A 16,638-nucleotide genomic window follows, 5' to 3' on the forward strand; every position below is an offset into this window, starting at 1 on the left:
GGGATCGTGTGCGGCAACAAAAAAGGACCTCCGTGCGGAGGTCCTTGTGCATGCGCTTGCGCGCCGCCGGTCAGGCAGCCAGCGTGTCTTTCATGGTCGTGAGCGCCTTGGCCTCGATCTGGCGCACGCGCTCGGCCGAGATACCGTACTCCCGGGCCAGCTCGTGCAGCGTCGGCTTGTGCTCTTCGAGCCACCGGCGCCGGATGATGTCCCGGCTCCGCGTGTCCAGCGACGCAAGGGCCGCCTTCAGCTGTTCCTCCCGTGCGGATTCGTCATCCACCCTGGCGACCAACACCTCGGGGTTGTAGCGCATGTCCTGCAGATAACCGGCGGGTGCCGGCGTAAACGCATCGTCGTCCTGATCGGGGTCGCCATCGAACGGGACGTCGGCACCGGCCATGCGCGACTCCATCTCCTGTACGGTGGCCGGTGCGACCGCGAGGTCCTCCGCCAGCGAATCGACCTCCCCGCGGTTCATCCACCCCAGGCGGGCGCGCGACTTGCGCAGGTTGAAGAACAGTTTGCGCTGCGCCTTGGTGGTGGCGATCTTCACGATCCGCCAGTTGCGCAGGATGTAGTCGTAGATCTCCGCCCGGATCCAGTGAACCGCGAAGGACATCAGCCGCACTTTTCGCACCGGATCGAAATGCTTCACCGCCTTCATCAGCCCGATATTGCCTTCCTGGATCAGATCGGCCTGCGGCAGTCCGTAACCGCCGAAACCTTTGGCGATCCGCACGACGTAGCGCAGGTTGGCGAGGACGAGCTCGCGCGCCGCATCCAGGTCGTTGTCCCGGCGGTAGCGCCGGGCGAGCTTGATCTCCTGCTCGGCGCTCAGCACCGGCAGCGCATTGACCGCGCGTACGTACGCAGCCAGCCCGCGTTCGGGGCTGAGATGGATCGCGACAGGCAGCGTTTGAGTCATTCGGAAACCTCCCATTCAAGCCCGGTCCTTCCCGGCACCGGATATTAGCACTCGACCAATGAGAGTGCCAAAAAAGGCAGGAGTTCCCCAGAAAACGGCATTGCCAATCAAGTAATTACCTTGGTTCTATGGCCCGCAGATGGCGACCGACGGCGAACCGGGATCCCAGCCAACCGAGCACGCATCCGACCGCCAGCAAGGTTGCGGAGGCGGCGAGATCGAGCCCGGCCAGCGCGAACTCGCTCCCGTAGAGCGTGGATAGCTCCCGAATGGGTTCTCTGAGGGACAGGAGACCGAGGTTGAGGATGGCCCACGCGGTCAGGGCGCCGAGCAGGCCCTGGAGGGCCCCGGCATAGAGGAACGGTCGCCGGATGAATCCGTTGGTGCCGCCCACGAGCTTGATCACCTCGATCTCCTCCTGCCGGTTCAGGATGGCGAGGCGAATCGTGTTGCCGACGGTCAGCAGCACCGCGAGACCGAGGAGCCCGGCGAGCATGCCGGTGGCACGCTGCGCGATGGCAAGCATGGCGTGCAGCCGGCGCACCCATTCGAGATCCAGCTGGGCCGATTCGACCGGCTCGAGCCGGCCGAGCTCGGCGAGGAGCCCTTCGATCTCGGCCGGCCGTGCGCCGGCGAAGGGATGCACGACGACGACCGCGGGCAGCGGGTTGCCGCCCAGCGCGGAGAGGGTTTCCCCGAATCCGGAGAGCCGCTTGAATTCCGCGAGAGCCTGCGCGCGCGAGACGTACTCGACCCGCGCCACTCCGCGCAGCTTCCTGACGCGCTCGACGAGGCGTTCGGCGACGGCGTCGCTCACCTCGTGCTTCAGGAACAGCGAGACTTGCCCACCGGGATCGACGCCGCGAGTCACGCGTTCGAGGTTGTGGATGACGAGGTAGAGGCCGGTGGGAAGAGCGAGTGTGATGCCGATGACGGCGACGGTCATGGCGGATGCGACCGGCGAGCGCGCGAGCGCGCCGAGGGTGGCAACCGCCACCTGCGCGTGACGCAGCAGATACGTTCGCGCCCGTCCGATCACGCGTCCCTCTTCGCCCGCAGCAGGGGGTCGCCTGCCGCGAGCTGAAGCGCCGCCAGCGGCGGGGCCGGTCCCGTGTCCTCCACCAGCTCACCGCGCCTCAGCATGAGCACCCGGCGTCCGGCGCGCCCGATGAGCCGCAGGTCGTGAGTCGCGATCAGCACCGTAACGCCGTGGCGGTTGAAGTCCAGGAAGAGGTCGAGCAGCTCGTCCGAAAGCATGGCGTCGAGGTTGCCGGTCGGTTCGTCGGCGAGCAAAAGCGCCGGTTTGTGCACGATCGCGCGCGCTATGCCCACCCGCTGCTGTTCGCCGCCCGAGAGCACCACCGGATACAGCCGCTCCTTGTCGAGCAGGCCGACCTTGTCGAGCGCCGCGCGCACCCGCTTGCCGATCTCGCGCTCTTCGACACCCGAGACGACGAGCGGGAGGGCGACGTTGTCGTATACCGTGCGGTCGGACAGGAGCTTGTAGTTCTGAAATACGATGCCGAGGTGACGGCGGTAGTAAGGGATGCGCCAGGTGGTGACTCTGGACAGATTCTTGCCGTTCACGAGCGCCTGTCCGCGGGTCGGTCGCTCGATGAGGCTGAGGAGCTTGAGAAGCGTCGTCTTGCCGGCGCCCGAGTGCCCGGTGATGAACACCATCTCGCCCCGCTCGACGCGAAAACTCACGTCGCGGAGCGCGTCGTATTCGCCCGGGTAGCGCTTGGATACGTGGGAAAATTCGATCACGCGGGTTCGGGCAGCAGGGCGTCGACGTAGTCCTCGGCGCTGAACGGCTGCAGATCGTCGACGTCTTCGCCGACGCCGATGAATCGGATGGGAAGCGCCGACTGCCGCGCGATCGCGATCAGGATTCCGCCCTTGGCCGTGCCGTCGAGCTTGGTCAGCGCGATCCCCGTCACGCCCACCGCATCTCCGAAGTGCTTGAGTTGCGAAAGCGCGTTCTGCCCCGTGCCGGCATCGAGCACCATGAGCACCTCGTGCGGCGCCGAGGGATCGCTCTTGGCGATGACGCGCTTGATCTTGCGCAGCTCGTCCATGAGCCCGCCGTGCGTGTGCTGCCGCCCGGCGGTATCGACGATGAGCACGTCGACGCCGCGGGCGCGGGCCGCGTGCATGGCGTCGTGCGCAACCGCGGCCGCGTCCGCCCCGGTGTGTTGGGCGATCACCGGCGCGTCGATGCGCTCTCCCCAGACCTTGAGTTGTTCGATCGCCGCGGCCCGAAACGTGTCGCCTGCGGCCAGCATCACGCTATTGCCGGATTCCTTCAGGCGCCGACCCACCTTGCCGATGGTCGTGGTCTTGCCCACGCCGTTCACGCCGACCACCATGACGACGTAGGGACGCGTGCCCGCCGGCACGACGAGCGGGCGGGCGACGGGCCGAACGATGTCCAGCATGTCCTGTCTTAGCTGGCGGTATGCGGCGCGCGCCTCGGTCAGCTCCCGGCGCCTCAGGCGTCCCGTAAGATCCCGGATAAGGAGCTCCGTCGTCTCGGCGCCCACGTCTGCGGCGAGGAGGGCCGTTTCGATCTCGTCGAGCAGATCCTGGTCGAGCGTTCGCTTCCCGAGCAGGAGATCGCCGAGACCGTCGCCGAGCGCGCGCTGCGTCTTGACGAGGCGGCTCTTCAGGCGCGAGAAGAAGCCGGTGCGCTTCGTCTCGCCGGTCGTGGCGCCTTGGTTCGTGGTCATCCGGATTTGTTACCCGCGTCAAACCGATCGGTTATCCTATGGCCGTCATTATAAAAGGTACCCCCATGTTTCCGACACCCAGCGCGCGCAACCTCGCGGTCGCGTCGATCCTCTTCGCCGTGCTTCTCGTCGCCGGTTGCGCCCGTGACATCCACGACACCACGCTGGACAACGGGATGCGGGTGATCGTGAAGGAAGATCACCGCTCGCCGGTGGTGGTGACGATGGTCTGGTACAGGGTGGGCAGCATGGACGAGCCCAAGGGGCTCACCGGCATTTCGCACGTGCTCGAACACATGATGTTCAAGGGCACCGAGAAGCTGAAGCCGAACGAGTTCTCGCGCATCATCGCCGAGCACGGCGGTCGCGAGAACGCCTTCACGAGCTACGACTACACGGCGTACTTCCAGCAGCTCGAAAAGTCGCGTCTCCCGATCTCCTTCGAGCTCGAGGCGGACCGCATGAGAAACCTCAAGCTCGATCCGGAGGAAGTACGCAAGGAGGTCCAGGTCGTGATGGAGGAGCGCCGTTTGCGTACGGAGGATCAGCCCGAGGCGCTGACCTACGAGCAATTCATGAACCAGGCGTACCAGGTGCATCCGTACCGCCACCCGGTCATCGGCTGGATGGAAGATCTCGGACGCATCACGCCCGAGGACCTGCGCGCGTGGTACGAGCGCTGGTACACGCCGAACAATGCGACGCTCGTCGTCGTGGGAGACGTGAAGCCGAAGGAGGTCGTCGCGCTCGCGAAGCGGCACTTCGGTCCCATTCCGAAACGCGCCGTCGACCGTCCGCCGGTCCCGCGCGAGCCGCCGCAGATCGAGCCCCGGCGCACGACCGTAAAGGCCCCTGCGCAGGTCCCGTACCTGCTGCTGGGGTTCCACGTACCGGTGCACCAGCCGGACGGTCAACGGCCCAAGGGCCAGGCGCCCTGGGAGCCGTACGCACTGTCCGTTCTCACCGGCGTGCTCGACGGCGGCGACAGTGCACGCTTCGAGCGCGAGCTGATCCGCGAGGAGCGGATCGCCGCCGGCATCAGCACGCAGTACAGCTCGATCTCGCGCTCGCCCACGATGCTCCTCTTCGGGGGCACGCCCGCGGCCGATCGCACTCCCGAAGAGCTCGAGGCGGCACTGCGCGCCCAGATTCATCGCCTGCGGAAGGAGCCTGTCTCCGAGGCCGAACTGAAGCGCGTGAAAGCGCAGGTCGTGGCCGGTGACGTCTACGCGCGCGACTCGGTGTTCTATCAGGCGATGGAGCTCGGCCGACTCGCCATGGCCGACCTCGATCTCGACCTCATCGAGGAGCGTGTGGAGCGCTTCAACGCGGTCACCCCGGAGCAGGTCATGGAAGTCGCGCGCAAGTATCTGACCGAGGAAAATTCGACTACCGCAGTGCTCGAGCCGATGCGGTCGACCGCCGGACGGGACGCCCCGCGCCCCGCCGCGCGGCAGGGGGTCGGCCATGCGCGCTAGCCGTTACATCGTCGCGTTCGCGCTGGTCGCGGCGAGCGCGACCGCGGTCGGCACGCCGAAGATCGAGCACTGGACGCTCGAAAACGGCGCCCGTGTCTATTTCGTGCGGACCGCCGAGTTGCCCCTCGTTCAGCTTCGGTTTGTGTTCGACGCGGCGAGCAGTCGCGATCCGGAGGGCAAGGGCGGCGTCGGCGTCTTCACGAACGGAATGCTCAGCCAGGGCGCGGGCGGCCTGAATGCCGACGAGATCGCGCTCGGGTTCGAGCGCCTGGGCGCTGAATTCGGCACCAGCGCCGAGCGTGACATGGCGGTCGTGGAATTGCGCTCGCTTTCCGATGAAAAGTTGCTCGATCCCGCGCTCGACCTGCTCGCCAAGGTCGTTGCCAAGCCCGCTTTCCCGGAGGACGCGCTGGAGCGCGAGCGCGCCCGCGCACTGGTCGGCCTTCAGCGCGACGAGCAACAGCCCGATGCCATCGTCGAGAAGGCGTTCTGGCGGGCATTGTACGGGGATCATCCGTACGCGCGTCACCCGTACGGCACGCCCGATACCGTGCGGGCCATCCGTCGCGACGATCTCGTGGCGCATCACGCGCGCTACTACACGGGTGCCAACGCGTGGCTCGCGATCGTCGGCGACGTCAGCACCGCCCAGGCGAAAGACATTGCCCGCCGCGTCCTCGGCGATCTGCCGCGCGGTGAGCCGGCGCCGCCCCTGCCGCCGGTCCCCGCCCGCTCCAAGCCGAACCGCCGGGCGATCGACTTCCCGGCGCAACAGTCGCACATTCGGCTGGGCCAACCCGGGATTGCGCGTGACCACCCCGACTACTTCCCGCTCATCGTCGGCAACTACACGCTGGGCGGCGGTGGGCTGGTGTCGCGCCTCGCCGACGAGATCCGCGAGAAGCGCGGCTACGCCTACAGCGTCTACAGCTACTTCCTCGCGATGCGCGAGCCCGGGCCGTTCGTGCTCGGCCTTCAGACCAAGAACGCCCAGCGAGACGAGGCGCTTCGGGTCGTGCGGAAAGTGCTCGAGCTATTCGTGGCGGAGGGGCCGAGCGCGCAGGAGCTGGAGGCGGCCAAGAAGCACCTGACCGGCAGCTTTCCGCTGCGTCTCGACAGCAACAAGAAAATCGCCGACAACCTGGCGGTCATCGGCTTCTACGGGCTCCCGCTCGATTACCTGGAGGCCTTCATCCCGCGGGTCGAGGCCGTCACCGCCGAGCAGGTTCGCGACGCCTTCGAGCGGAACGTGAACCCGCAGGCGCTTGTGACGGTCGTCGTCGGTGGGCCGCGCTAGGCGGCGGCCCGGCGGCGCGGCCGGGCGCGATCGGACGCGCGCGTATCCCGGCCAGATTCGCATCATCGGCGGCCGTTTTCGCCGCCGACGGCTGCCGGTGCCCGTAGCAGAGGGCCTGCGGCCGACCCCCGATCGCGTCCGCGAGACGTTGTTCAATTGGCTGGCCCCGCGCATAGAAGGCGCCCACTGCCTGGACCTCTTTGCGGGCACCGGCGCGCTGTGCCTCGAGGCGCTCTCGCGCGGGGCGGCGCGCGTCGTCATGGTCGAGCGCTCGCCGGCGGTGGCGGAGCACCTGCGCGACAATGTCGCGCGGCTTGCGGCCGAGGGCGCCGAGGTGCGGTGCATGGATGCGCTGGAATACCTCGCCGGGCGACCGGAACCGTTCGACATCGTGTTCATCGATCCACCCTTCACGATTGCGTCCGCCATGATCGCCGACTGTGCCAATCGCTTGTCCCGGAGTCGCTGGCTCAAGGACCAGGCGCTGATCTACGTCGAGGCGCCGCGCACCTTGAAGGATCTGCCGCTCCCCGGTGGGTGGTTGCTGCGCAGGAGCGGCACGGCGGGGCAGGTGGGCTATCACCTCGCGACGGCGACCGCAAGCTACGTCGACGGGTAGTGGGTATACTTCGGCCATGAAGGTCAGCGCGCTCTACCCGGGCACCTTCGATCCGATCACGAACGGCCATACGGACCTCGTGCGTCGTGCGCTACGGCTGTTCGACGAGGTCGTGCTCGCCGTGGCGGCCAATCCGAAGAAGCAGCCGCTCTTCGCGCTCGACGAGCGTGTCGAGCTAGCGCGCGTGGCGCTTTCCGGGGTCGAGCGCGTGCGCGTCATCGGGTTCGGCAACCTGCTCATCGATCTCGTGCGCGCGCAGGGCGCGCAGGTGATCCTGCGTGGCCTGCGCGCCGTATCCGACTTCGAATTCGAGTTCCAGCTGGCGGGCATGAACCGCCGCCTCGCCCCCGAAATCGAAACGGTGTTCATGGCGCCCTCGGAGCAGGAAATGTTCATCTCGGCGTCGCTGGTGAAGGAGGTCGCAAGCCTCGGGGGCGACGTCTCCGCCTTCGTCCACCCCCGCATCGCGGCTGCTCTTAAGGGCAAATTCGGATAGAATGTAACTGCTTCTTTTCCCTTAAATTTTGTAGGTTTCGCGATGGCTCTCTACATCACCGACGAGTGCATCAACTGCGACGTGTGCGAGCCGGAATGCCCGAACGGCGCAATTTCGCAAGGCGAAGAGTACTACCGGATCGATCCGAACCTGTGTACGGAATGTGTCGGGCATTTCAACACGTCGCAATGTGTCGAGGTCTGTCCGGTCGACTGCATCCTCCCGGACCCCGATCATCGCGAGACCAAGGACCAGTTGCAGCGGAAGTACCTCGCCCTGAGCGGTCAAGCGACCGCGGTCTGACCGCGACGGGTTTCTGAAAGGCGGCCCAGGCCGCCTTTTTTGTTGCTTGCCCGTCTTCGCGCACGCTCGCTATGCTCGGCCGATGCGTGTGCCGTCCCGCCTTTTCCTCGTCGCGATCCTCGTCTTCACCCCTTTCGCCGATGCGGCCGAGCGGCGCCCGCGTGAGGCGGCGGTGGCGTCCGCGCACCCGGCAGCGACCGCGGCGGGACGGGAGATCATCGAGGCGGGCGGCAACGCGTTCGACGCGGCCGTCGCGGTGGCCGCCGCGCTCGCGGTGGTCGAGCCCTATTCGTCAGGCCTTGGTGGCGGCGGATTTTTCCTCCTGCATCGCGCGCGCGAGCGCAAGGACGTGGTGCTGGATGCGCGCGAGCGCGCGCCCGCGGCGGCGCGCCGGGACATGTACCTCGATGCGCAGGGCCGGCCCGTTCCCCGGGCCTCGCTGGATGGGCCGCTGGCGGCGGGTATTCCGGGTGTGCCGGCCGCGCTGGAGCACCTTGCCCGCCGTTACGGGTCGTTGCCGCTCGAGCGCACCCTCGCCCCCGCGATCGCGCTGGCCACCGACGGGTTCGCCGTCACGCCGCGCTACCGACGGATGGCGGAGCAGCGCCAGGACGCGCTGCGCTCGCATCCGGCTGCAGGCGACATTTTCGTTCCCGGGGGGTTCGTGCCCGAGCCCGGCGAGCGCATCGTGCAGGCGGATCTCGCGCGAACGCTGAAGGCCATGGCGCGCGACGGTGCACGCGGGTTCTATGGGGGAGAGGTCGGGCGACGCCTGGTCGCCGGTGTGCGGGCGGGCGGCGGGATCTGGAGGGCGAAGGACCTCGAGGATTACCGCGTCATCGAGCGTGAGCCGCTCGAGGCCCGCTACCGGGGGCAACGAGTCGTGACGGCGCCGCCGCCTTCGGCCGGGGGCGTCGCTCTGCTGCAGGTGCTCGGAGTGCTCGAGGGTTTCGAGCTGGAGGGCCTCGATGATGCAACCCGCGCCCACATCCTGGTCGAGGCGATGCGCCGGGCGTTCCGCGACCGCGCGCATCACCTGGGTGATCCCGATTTTCTCGAAGCGGGAGTGACCCAGGGCCTTCTCGCTCCTGCATACATCGGACGCATGCGAGCGGGGATCGACCGGCGCCGCGTCACTCCGAGCGAGCGGTTGGGCAGCATCCCCGTGCCCGGCGCCGGGACGCATACCACGCACCTTTCGGTGATCGATACGCAGGGCAACCGCGTGGCCGCGACGCTCAGCATCAACACGCCGTTCGGTTCCGCGTTTGTCCCGCCGGGAACGGGCGTCCTGCTGAACAACGAGATGGACGACTTCGCGACGGCCCCCGGTCTGCCCAACACCTACGGCCTGGTCGGCAGCGAAGCGAACGGCATCGCACCCGGAAAGCGCCCGCTATCGAGCATGACGCCGACATTCGTCGAGACGCGAGACACGGTTGCCGTGCTGGGCACGCCGGGAGGCAGCCGTATCGTATCGATGGTGCTGCTCGCGACGCTGGACGTGCTCCACGGCCGCGGCGGTCCCGCCGACTGGGTCGCCCGGCCCCGCTTTCATCACCAGTACCTGCCCGACGTGATCGAGCACGAACCGGGCGCATTCGAACCCGACACCCGAAGCGCGCTTGCGCGGTTCGGTCATCGGCTGCGTGCCGTCGAGGGAGGCTACGGCAACATGCAGATCGTCGCCTGGGACCGGCGCACGGGCCGGGCGATGGCGGCAGCCGATCCGCGCGGGGAGGGGGCCGTCTGGGCTGGAGCGGTCAGGTCCGGGGAATCAGGACGCCGCAGCCGCTGAGCGGCCGGCCGCGGCCGGGGCGAGATCGAGCAGGACGCCGAGCTCGCCCACGCGCTGCTCGAGCGCCCGCTCCTGCTCGTTGATGCCCTCGCGGATCTGTTCCAGCTCGGTGATCCGGTCCTCGAGCGTGTCTGTGGCCTTGTGGATCCGCTTGATCGACTCGAGCCGTCGGCGCAGCAGGATCTGGTGCTCCCGCACCTGCGACTCCATGGGCGACATGATGGTCTTGAGCCAGGCGTCGGCGTCGCGGTTCGCCATGCGGTAGATCGCGCGCACTTTGGCGACCGACGACTCGAAGAACTTGCGCGTCAGCACCTGCTGCTCCGTGAAAACGAGCGAAAGGCCTTTCACGAACTGCTCGTGCTTGCCCTCGAGGCGCTTGATCTCCCGCAGGTAACGCGTCACCGAGAAGGCGTTCGGCTTGACGTTCGCCAGCCCGTATTCCTCCTGGAACTTGCGGTACACGCCCGCCATCATGTCCTTGATCTCGCCCGCCTGCGTCGCGGCGGCCTCCATGATCTTGTGCGCCTGTACGAAGAAGTTGTCCATCGCTCCGCGGAGGCCCGCGGTGGTCATGCTGATCTCCATGTCGCGCTTGGTCTGGGCGATGAGCGTATCGAGGTTCTTCATGTTGAGGTGCGCGTACAGCACGTTGGTCTGCTGCGAGAAGATGCTGCGGGTGGCCTGAAACCGCTGCAGGCTCTTCTCGAACACCTCCTTGTCGGTCTTGACCTTGCTCATCATATGCTCGATCACGTCGAAATTCTTCCCGGTCAGACCCTTCAGCTCGCCCAGGTGCTCGTGCACGCCCTGCCGCCGCTGCGCGAGGAGCGCGCGCATGCTGCCGATGGCGAACTCCATGTCGTCGCGGATGTTGTCGCGCACGATCTCGCGTTTCGCGGGCAGGATCTCGTTCGCCAACGCCTGCTCGAGCGCGCGGATGCGACTCTTCGCGAGCACCTCCTCGTCCCCCTTGATCTTGCCGAGCAGCGCCTTCTGCGCCGAGACCGGGTACACGTTCGCCTCGGGAATGCCGAGGGTCTGCGCGGTCTCCCGGATCTGGCGCTCGATCTCGCGGTTGACCTCGTTCCAGTCGCGCAGCTCGTCCCAGAGACCATCGATCTTGTTCAACACCACGAGGCGACCCTTGTTGCCGCCGTCCTTGCGGATGCCGATGTGGTCGTGCCACACCTGGATGTCCGTCTTGGTCACGCCGGCGTCCGCGGCCAGGATGAAGAGTACGGCGTGCGCGCTGGGCAGGAGGTTGAGCGTGAGCTCGGGCTCGCTGCCGAGGGCGTTCAAACCCGGGGTGTCGAGAATCACCATGCCGCCGTCGAGCAGGGGATGCGGCAGGTTGATGATCGCGTGGCGCCACATCGGGATCTCGACCTTCCCGTCGTCGGCGATACGCATGCCCGGCTGGGTTTCGTCCTCGGCGATGTGCAGCGCAAGGGATTGCGCCGCCTCGCGATCGACGTGTTTCACCTCGGTAATGTGAGCGAGCGCCTTCGCCATGGCCTCGGGCGATCGGGTGTCGAGCGGCACCGCTTTCCACTCGTCAGGGAAGCCGCGGAACTCGGCGATCGTGGTGCCGCTCTTGCGCGTCTCGATGGGGAGCAGCCGGAGCTCGGGGGGTCGGTTGGGCTCGTGCAGCAGCTCGGTCGGGCACATGGTCGTGCGCCCGGCGCTCGAAGGCAGCATGCGGGCGCCGAAACCGGCGAAGAAGATCGCGTTGATGAGCTCCGACTTGCCGCGGGAGAACTCCGCCACGAAGGCGATGTAGAGCTTGTCGTCCCGAAGCGTGGACAACACCTCGTCGAGGCGCTGGTCCACCTGCGTGTCCGACAGCTCCTGCGACTGCAGCCAGGCGCGGAGATCGGCGACGCCGCCCGCCAGCTTCTGGCGCCAGCCGCTGTACTGCTCGAAGTGCTGCTCGAGACCCGCTGGATTCATTCGAGTGGCCTTCCTTGTAAATTCCTGTTTTTAAGCAGAAACCGTGCCATCGGCGGCACGGCGAGGCGGCGGCCCGGGGCGCGGGGATGTGCTGCGGTCCCTGGGCCTTGCCGACTCGGCCAATACCCCTCGAAGTCTAGTCTAGGCCTGACACTTCGGACAGTAGAACGCGGAGCGGCTGCCCAGGCGACGCAGACGGATCGCCGTCCCGCAGCGGAGACAAGGCTCGCCTTCCCTCCCGTAGACCGCGAGCGAAAGCTGAAAGTAGCCGGGGTTGCCGTCGCTCGCACGAAAATCGCGCAAGGTGGTGCCGCCGGCGCGGATCGCACGTTCGAGGGTCGCCCGAAGCGTGCGGGCGAGCGCATCGCAGTCGGCGCGTGTCAGGCGGCCGGCCGCGCGGGTGGGGCGGATACCGGCGGCATGCAGCGCCTCGTTGGCGTAGATGTTCCCGATGCCGGCGACCATGCGGGAATCGAGCAGGAAGTCACGAATCGCGCGGGCGCGATTCCGGGTCGCGCGGTGAAGGTACGCGCCGGAGAAGGCGGCATCGAACGGCTCGGGGCCGAGGTGCGCGAGCAGTTTGTGGGATAGGGGCGCGGCACGCGTCCAGAGCACCGCTCCGAACCGTCGCGGGTCGCGAAGCCTCAGGCACCGGCCGTCGTCCAGAACGATGTCGACGTGATCGAACTTGCCGGGCGGGTCCGTGGCCGGCACGACGCGCAGGCTCCCCGACATGCCGAGATGCAGGATGACGGTTCCCGCCCCGGTGACGATGAGCAGGTACTTGGCGCGCCGCGAAACCGCCCGAATGGTTTCCCCGGCCAGTTCCCGGCCGAGGACGGCCGGTACGCGCCACCGCAGCCGGGGGTTGCGCACCAGCAGGCGTACCACGCGGCGGCCGAGGACGAACGGCTCGATCCCCCGGCGGGTGGTCTCTACCTCGGGCAGCTCGGGCATGAACGAAGGGTAAGCATCGCAGGAGGGTCGAGGGGCGTCACAAGGAGCGCGCGTGCTATCCGCGCTCGTCCGCGGTCGCCGTCAGCTCGAGCAGACGTTTTGCCGTCTCTTCCGGGAAGTGATACTCGAGCCCCTCGTCCTCGCGTCGCAGGACGAGCTCCGGGGCGCGGGTCACCACGCCGAGCGTGAGCGTCTCGGCCTTCGCAGCGTCTTCCCGGAACGTGATCTCGATGCGTTCGCGCGCGGGCCTGGCCGTAGCCCTTTCGACCGAGAGCGCGCGCGCGTGGCGCCACTCCTCCACGAACGCATTGATCCGGTCGGACGAAAGCGCCTTTTCGTCAGGCGAGCGCCGCCAGCCGCCGTCCTTTATCGCGAGCGAGAAGCCCGGGAGTTTGAAAGCGGCAGGCTGGCGGCCTTCCTCGATGATGCGCGCGTCGATGTAGGCCGAGTACGGGGAGGCGGCCTGCGCGTAGTACCTGCCGGGGACCAGATGGATCGCGTTGCCATGACGCACGTAGTACTGATCCTTGAGCGGGTGCATCGTGCCGAACGCGATCTCCTCCTGGTCCAGCCGCACCACCAGATCGGGCCGATCGAGGCCGTAGCGTCCGGGCTCGGCGGCCGGCAGCGTCAGCTCCACCGGCGCCGACGCGAGTTGCAGCAGGCTCTCGACCGCGAAGCCGTTGGCCCGCGCCTTCACGGGCGAGCGCATGCGCCAGCGGTCTTCGCCGCGTTCGAGCACGATCGGCTCTCGATCCTTGCGCTCGATGGCTACGCGCGCGATCGTCGGCGCCGCCATCGCGGTGAGCGGCGGACGCGGGTCCGATCGATCGGGCGGGCGCAGCCAGGCGAACAACGCCAGCCCGGCGACGAGCGCGAGGAGAGCGGCGTTGAGGAGCCAGCGGGCCTTCACGATCAGCGCCGGCGCCGGCGCCACCACATTGCCAGCCCGCCGCCGAGCAGGGCAATCGGCAACACGAACAGGAAGCCGCCGCCCATGACGATCCGCGCAGTGCGCGAGAGACTGAGCGTGCGGTCCCGCGCGGTGCGGACCGGGATGTTGACGTAGGCGTCGTCGCGCGACAGCCAGTTCGCGACACTCATGCCGAGCTCGAGGTTGCCTCCGTTCGCAATGATGCTGTTCGACAGGAAATCGCCGTCGCCCACGATGACGACCCGCTGCTCGCGGCCCTCGACCTCGCGCGTAAGCGCGACAGCCAGGTTAAGGGGGCCCGGGATGTCGCGGCCCTTGTCGAATCGCACTTCGCCCTTGAGCGCGCCGGTCTCCGACCAGGCAGTCTCGCGCGTGTCGAACAGCACGTGGCTTTGCCATTCCCCGGGCGGCCTCACGGCGATGCCGCTCGATTGGACGAAGAAGGTACTCAGCGGAAAGTTCTTCACGACCGGATGGCCGGTGTAGCGCGAAACGACGATCGCCCCGGCGTCCCCGGTCACCGCGGCCGAGAGCGGATCGACGAGCACCCCGGGCTGGAGCTCCACCCCGAGGGCCTCGGCGACGCGCTCGAGCCCGTGCAGCGGACCGGGGTCGGCGAGCCACAGCAGATTCCCGCCGCGCTTCACGTATTCCTCGATCTGCTTGACCTCGCCGGGGAGCAGCTGCGTCTGCGGGTCGGCGACGACGAGCACGGTGGTGTTCTCCGGGATTTGGGGGTTCTCGCCGAGCGTCAGCGTGCGGGTCTTCAGGCCCCGTTTCTTGAGCTCCGCGGCCCAGCTGGAGACATCGAAGTTGGCCTCCCGGTCGGGGCTGCGTTCCCCGTGTCCGGCGAGGAACACGATCCAGCGCTCGCCGCTGCGCCCGAGGCGTGTGAGCGCGTTGGTGAGCGTCTCCTCGTTGAGGGAGCCGAGCGGGATGCGCTCGGTCGCATCCTTGTAGCCGAGGAACAGCTCGCCGCCCGGCAGCACCCCCGCCTCGCGCACGCGGTCGGGTTCGACGTCGGAGTCGACGAACTCGAGGGTGAAGTCGGACTTGTGCGCCTGGTACTGTCGGATCGCCTCTCTGACAAAGCGGCGCGCCTCGCCTGTCCGGTCCACGTACGCGGTTGCTCTTATTTCCCCCGGCAGACCGTCGAGTGCGGCGCGACTCGCCTCGGAAAGGGAGTGCATGCCGTTCTGCGTGAGATCGAAACGCCAGTGGTATTCCTGGCTGATCCACTGGAGCAGGCCGACCGCCACCAGGAACAGCACGACAAAGCTCGCGTTGACGAGCCAGAATTGCCAGCGTGCGCGCCCGATGCGACGCATTCAGCCGCCCAGGCGCGCGGCGTCGAGCCGCTTGATGGAAAGCACGAGAAAGGTCGTGATCAAAAGCAGATGGTACGCCGCGTCGGCGCTGTCAAAAACGCCGAACAAGAACGGCTGGTAATGATTGAAAATCGACAGGTACGCGAAGAGATTGGCCTCCGGGTCACCCTGGCCGGTCGCGTCGAGGACCCAGAACAGGAGCAGCATTCCGAAACCCGCGATGGCGGCGACGATCGGATGCCTTGTGATGGTCGACGTGAAGACCCCGACGGCGGCAAAGCTGGCGACGACCAGGACGAGCCCCAGTAGACCCGAGGCCAGGAGCCCGAGATCGAGAGCGGTGCCATACAGGAGCGAAAGTGGCATCAGGGCGATCATCGTGACCAGGATCAGCAGGAACAGCAGTACCCCGAGGTACTTGCCCAGGACGATTTCCGTCATGGAGACCGGTGCGCTGAAGAGCAGCGGGAGTGTCTGGTTGCGCCGCTCTTCAGCCACGACCCGCATCGTCAACAGCGGAACAATGAGCAGAAGCAGGAAGGCGGCAACGTACAGGAGCTCCGGGACGATCTGCTGAGTAATACCCGGCGCATTCTCCATGGCCAGATATTTCGCCCGGTTGATCTGCTCCAGCTGCAATAACGCAAGGAAAAACCAGGCGAGGATCGCCTGCACGACCGCGAGGATCGCCCAGGCGAGCGGCGAGACGAAAAGATTCTTCAGCTCCCGCACGGCGATGGTGAAGATCATGCAACGGCCTCCGCGGGGCGCTCCTCGGTGACGAGCTCCACGAAGACCTGCTCGAGCGAGGCTCGCTCGGGCGAGATCTCGTGCAGACCCCATCCGCGCTCGGCCGCGAGGCTCACGATGACGTCGGTGGGGTCGCGGTCCGGCTCGTGCAGCACGCGCAGGCGGCCGTCGGGGAGCGGCGAGACGCCGCGCACGCCGGGGAGCGCCGCGATCTCGGCGGTCTCGGGCGTGCGGCGGAAGGCGACCAGGAGCGCCGCGGACTTGAGGTGCCGTGCAAGCCCGTCGATGGAGTCGGCCAGCACCAGGCTTCCCTTGTGGATGATCTGCACCCGGTCGCACACCGCCTGCACCTCGGGAAGGATGTGGGTCGAGAGGATCACGCCGTGATCGCGCCCCAATTCCTTCACGAGGGAGCGAATCTCGCGAATCTGGATCGGGTCGAGCCCGATGGTGGGCTCGTCGAGGATCACGAGCGGCGGAAGGTGGATGATCGCCTGCGCGATGCCGACGCGCTGCTGGTAGCCCTTCGACAGGTTCCCGATGAGCCGCCGGCCCACGTCCGCGAGGCCGCACTTCGCCTTGGCCTGTTCGCGCGCGTCTCGCCGCCGGATGCGGGGCAGGCGGTTCAGGGCCGCGCAATAATCGAGGTACTCGTCGACGGTGAGGTCGCGGTACAAAGGCGGCTGCTCGGGGAGATAGCCGAGCGCCGCTTTGGCCGGCTTCGGCTCGGCGAGCAAGTCGTGGCCGGCGATTCGCACCCGTCCGCCCGAGGGGGCCAGGTTGCCGGAGAGGATCTGCATCGTGGTGGTCTTGCCGGCACCGTTCGGCCCCAGGAAGCCGAGGATCTCCCCCTGCCGGATGGAGAAGCTCACCTCGCGGACCGCCAGCAGGTCGCCGTAATACCGCGACACGTTCTCGACCTCGGCCAGGACTGGTGCCGTCATCGCCGGATTTCCATGGTAGAACGGGGGGTTAGCTTGGGGCCGCATTAAAGGCGGCGTGCCCGACATTGTCAATGGCAGCAACCGCTCGTCCCCGCTGGCACGGAATGTGCCTCCACAAGCGGCAGGA

The 16,638-nt window shown here is 67.5% G+C and carries 16 protein-coding genes; 6 read left to right on the forward strand and 10 right to left on the reverse strand.

Features of this window, described 5'->3' with window-relative positions; genetic code table 11:
- Positions 1 to 70 precede the first annotated feature (70 nt).
- The 4 genes from rpoH to ftsY all read right to left on the reverse strand — a co-directional run bounded on the left by rpoH (position 71) and on the right by ftsY (position 3,654).
- Positions 71 to 925, reverse strand: a complete 855-nt coding sequence (gene rpoH / locus SVA_RS02330) for an RNA polymerase sigma factor RpoH (RefSeq protein ID WP_096458246.1) — start codon at positions 923 to 925, stop codon at positions 71 to 73.
- Positions 926 to 1,040: 115 nt separating this feature from the next.
- Positions 1,041 to 1,964 carry a permease-like cell division protein FtsX gene (gene ftsX / locus SVA_RS02335; RefSeq protein ID WP_096458249.1) on the reverse strand — a complete coding sequence of 308 codons (924 nt, stop codon included), beginning with the start codon at positions 1,962 to 1,964 and terminating at the stop codon, positions 1,041 to 1,043.
- Positions 1,961 to 2,692, reverse strand: a complete 732-nt coding sequence (ftsE, locus tag SVA_RS02340; protein ID WP_096458252.1) for a cell division ATP-binding protein FtsE — start codon at positions 2,690 to 2,692, stop codon at positions 1,961 to 1,963. The genes ftsX and ftsE overlap by 4 nt, the downstream gene beginning before the upstream one ends.
- On the reverse strand, positions 2,689 to 3,654 hold the full coding sequence (gene ftsY, locus SVA_RS02345; RefSeq protein WP_096458255.1) for a signal recognition particle-docking protein FtsY: 966 nt from the start codon (positions 3,652 to 3,654) through the stop codon (positions 2,689 to 2,691). Before ftsY ends, ftsE begins: the two co-directional genes overlap by 4 nt.
- A 65-nt stretch (positions 3,655 to 3,719) precedes the next feature.
- On the opposite strand from ftsY, the gene SVA_RS02350 reads away from it, so the two are divergent.
- The 6 genes from SVA_RS02350 (at position 3,720) to ggt (ending at position 9,645) form a co-directional block, all read left to right on the forward strand.
- On the forward strand, positions 3,720 to 5,132 hold the full coding sequence (locus SVA_RS02350; RefSeq protein ID WP_096458258.1) for a M16 family metallopeptidase: 1,413 nt from the start codon (positions 3,720 to 3,722) through the stop codon (positions 5,130 to 5,132).
- Complete coding sequence (locus SVA_RS02355) at positions 5,122 to 6,429, forward strand: M16 family metallopeptidase (RefSeq protein WP_096458261.1); 1,308 nt, start codon at positions 5,122 to 5,124, stop codon at positions 6,427 to 6,429. Before SVA_RS02350 ends, SVA_RS02355 begins: the two co-directional genes overlap by 11 nt.
- Positions 6,416 to 7,048 carry a 16S rRNA (guanine(966)-N(2))-methyltransferase RsmD gene (gene rsmD, locus SVA_RS02360; RefSeq protein ID WP_197703337.1) on the forward strand — a complete coding sequence of 211 codons (633 nt, stop codon included), beginning with the start codon at positions 6,416 to 6,418 and terminating at the stop codon, positions 7,046 to 7,048. The genes SVA_RS02355 and rsmD overlap by 14 nt, the downstream gene beginning before the upstream one ends.
- Before the next feature lie 16 nt (positions 7,049 to 7,064).
- A complete protein-coding gene (gene coaD, locus SVA_RS02365) occupies positions 7,065 to 7,544 on the forward strand; it encodes a pantetheine-phosphate adenylyltransferase (protein WP_096458264.1) in 480 nt (159 codons plus the stop codon).
- 42 nt (positions 7,545 to 7,586) lie between these two features.
- Complete coding sequence (locus SVA_RS02370) at positions 7,587 to 7,847, forward strand: YfhL family 4Fe-4S dicluster ferredoxin (RefSeq protein WP_096458267.1); 261 nt, start codon at positions 7,587 to 7,589, stop codon at positions 7,845 to 7,847.
- A gap of 82 nt (positions 7,848 to 7,929) precedes the next feature.
- The gene (ggt, locus tag SVA_RS02375; protein ID WP_096458270.1) at positions 7,930 to 9,645 is read left to right on the forward strand and encodes a gamma-glutamyltransferase; all 1,716 of its coding nucleotides are present in this window, start codon (positions 7,930 to 7,932) and stop codon (positions 9,643 to 9,645) included.
- On the opposite strand, the gene SVA_RS02380 is transcribed toward ggt, so the two are convergent.
- The 6 genes from SVA_RS02380 to SVA_RS02405 form a co-directional block, all read right to left on the reverse strand.
- Positions 9,625 to 11,598 (reverse strand): dynamin family protein, encoded by a 1,974-nt coding sequence (locus tag SVA_RS02380; protein WP_096458273.1) that lies wholly within the window; start codon positions 11,596 to 11,598, stop codon positions 9,625 to 9,627. The genes ggt and SVA_RS02380 overlap by 21 nt on opposite strands.
- 141 nt (positions 11,599 to 11,739) lie before the next feature.
- Entirely contained in the window at positions 11,740 to 12,555 is an 816-nt protein-coding gene (gene mutM / locus SVA_RS02385) for a bifunctional DNA-formamidopyrimidine glycosylase/DNA-(apurinic or apyrimidinic site) lyase (protein ID WP_096458276.1), read from the reverse strand.
- Between the two features lie 55 nt (positions 12,556 to 12,610).
- Complete coding sequence (locus tag SVA_RS02390) at positions 12,611 to 13,492, reverse strand: DUF4340 domain-containing protein (RefSeq protein WP_096458279.1); 882 nt, start codon at positions 13,490 to 13,492, stop codon at positions 12,611 to 12,613.
- The gene (locus tag SVA_RS02395) at positions 13,471 to 14,817 is read right to left on the reverse strand and encodes a GldG family protein (RefSeq protein WP_096458282.1); all 1,347 of its coding nucleotides are present in this window, start codon (positions 14,815 to 14,817) and stop codon (positions 13,471 to 13,473) included. Before SVA_RS02395 ends, SVA_RS02390 begins: the two co-directional genes overlap by 22 nt.
- A complete protein-coding gene (locus SVA_RS02400) occupies positions 14,818 to 15,567 on the reverse strand; it encodes an ABC transporter permease (protein ID WP_096458285.1) in 750 nt (249 codons plus the stop codon).
- Positions 15,564 to 16,511: an ABC transporter ATP-binding protein gene (locus tag SVA_RS02405; protein ID WP_096458288.1), complete on the reverse strand. Its 948-nt coding sequence runs from the start codon at positions 16,509 to 16,511 to the stop codon at positions 15,564 to 15,566. Before SVA_RS02405 ends, SVA_RS02400 begins: the two co-directional genes overlap by 4 nt.
- Positions 16,512 to 16,638: the final 127 nt, after the last annotated feature.

Origin of the sequence: Sulfurifustis variabilis, from assembly GCF_002355415.1 — a bacterium.
In the GTDB taxonomy this organism is placed as follows: domain Bacteria; phylum Pseudomonadota; class Gammaproteobacteria; order Acidiferrobacterales; family Sulfurifustaceae; genus Sulfurifustis; species Sulfurifustis variabilis.

Excerpts from the sequence above, each read along its gene's own strand:
- rpoH (WP_096458246.1), bottom strand. The coding sequence starts at position 925 with ATGACTCAAACGCTGCCTGTCGCGATCCATCTCAGCCCCGAACGCGGG.
- ftsY (WP_096458255.1), bottom strand. The coding sequence starts at position 3,654 with ATGACCACGAACCAAGGCGCCACGACCGGCGAGACGAAGCGCACCGGC.
- SVA_RS02350 (WP_096458258.1), top strand. The coding sequence starts at position 3,720 with ATGTTTCCGACACCCAGCGCGCGCAACCTCGCGGTCGCGTCGATCCTC.
- SVA_RS02355 (WP_096458261.1), top strand. The coding sequence starts at position 5,122 with ATGCGCGCTAGCCGTTACATCGTCGCGTTCGCGCTGGTCGCGGCGAGC.
- coaD (WP_096458264.1), top strand. The coding sequence starts at position 7,065 with ATGAAGGTCAGCGCGCTCTACCCGGGCACCTTCGATCCGATCACGAAC.
- SVA_RS02370 (WP_096458267.1), top strand. The coding sequence starts at position 7,587 with ATGGCTCTCTACATCACCGACGAGTGCATCAACTGCGACGTGTGCGAG.
- ggt (WP_096458270.1), top strand. The coding sequence starts at position 7,930 with ATGCGTGTGCCGTCCCGCCTTTTCCTCGTCGCGATCCTCGTCTTCACC.
- SVA_RS02380 (WP_096458273.1), bottom strand. The coding sequence starts at position 11,598 with ATGAATCCAGCGGGTCTCGAGCAGCACTTCGAGCAGTACAGCGGCTGG.
- mutM (WP_096458276.1), bottom strand. The coding sequence starts at position 12,555 with ATGCCCGAGCTGCCCGAGGTAGAGACCACCCGCCGGGGGATCGAGCCG.
- SVA_RS02395 (WP_096458282.1), bottom strand. The coding sequence starts at position 14,817 with ATGCGTCGCATCGGGCGCGCACGCTGGCAATTCTGGCTCGTCAACGCG.
- SVA_RS02400 (WP_096458285.1), bottom strand. The coding sequence starts at position 15,567 with ATGATCTTCACCATCGCCGTGCGGGAGCTGAAGAATCTTTTCGTCTCG.
- SVA_RS02405 (WP_096458288.1), bottom strand. The coding sequence starts at position 16,511 with ATGACGGCACCAGTCCTGGCCGAGGTCGAGAACGTGTCGCGGTATTAC.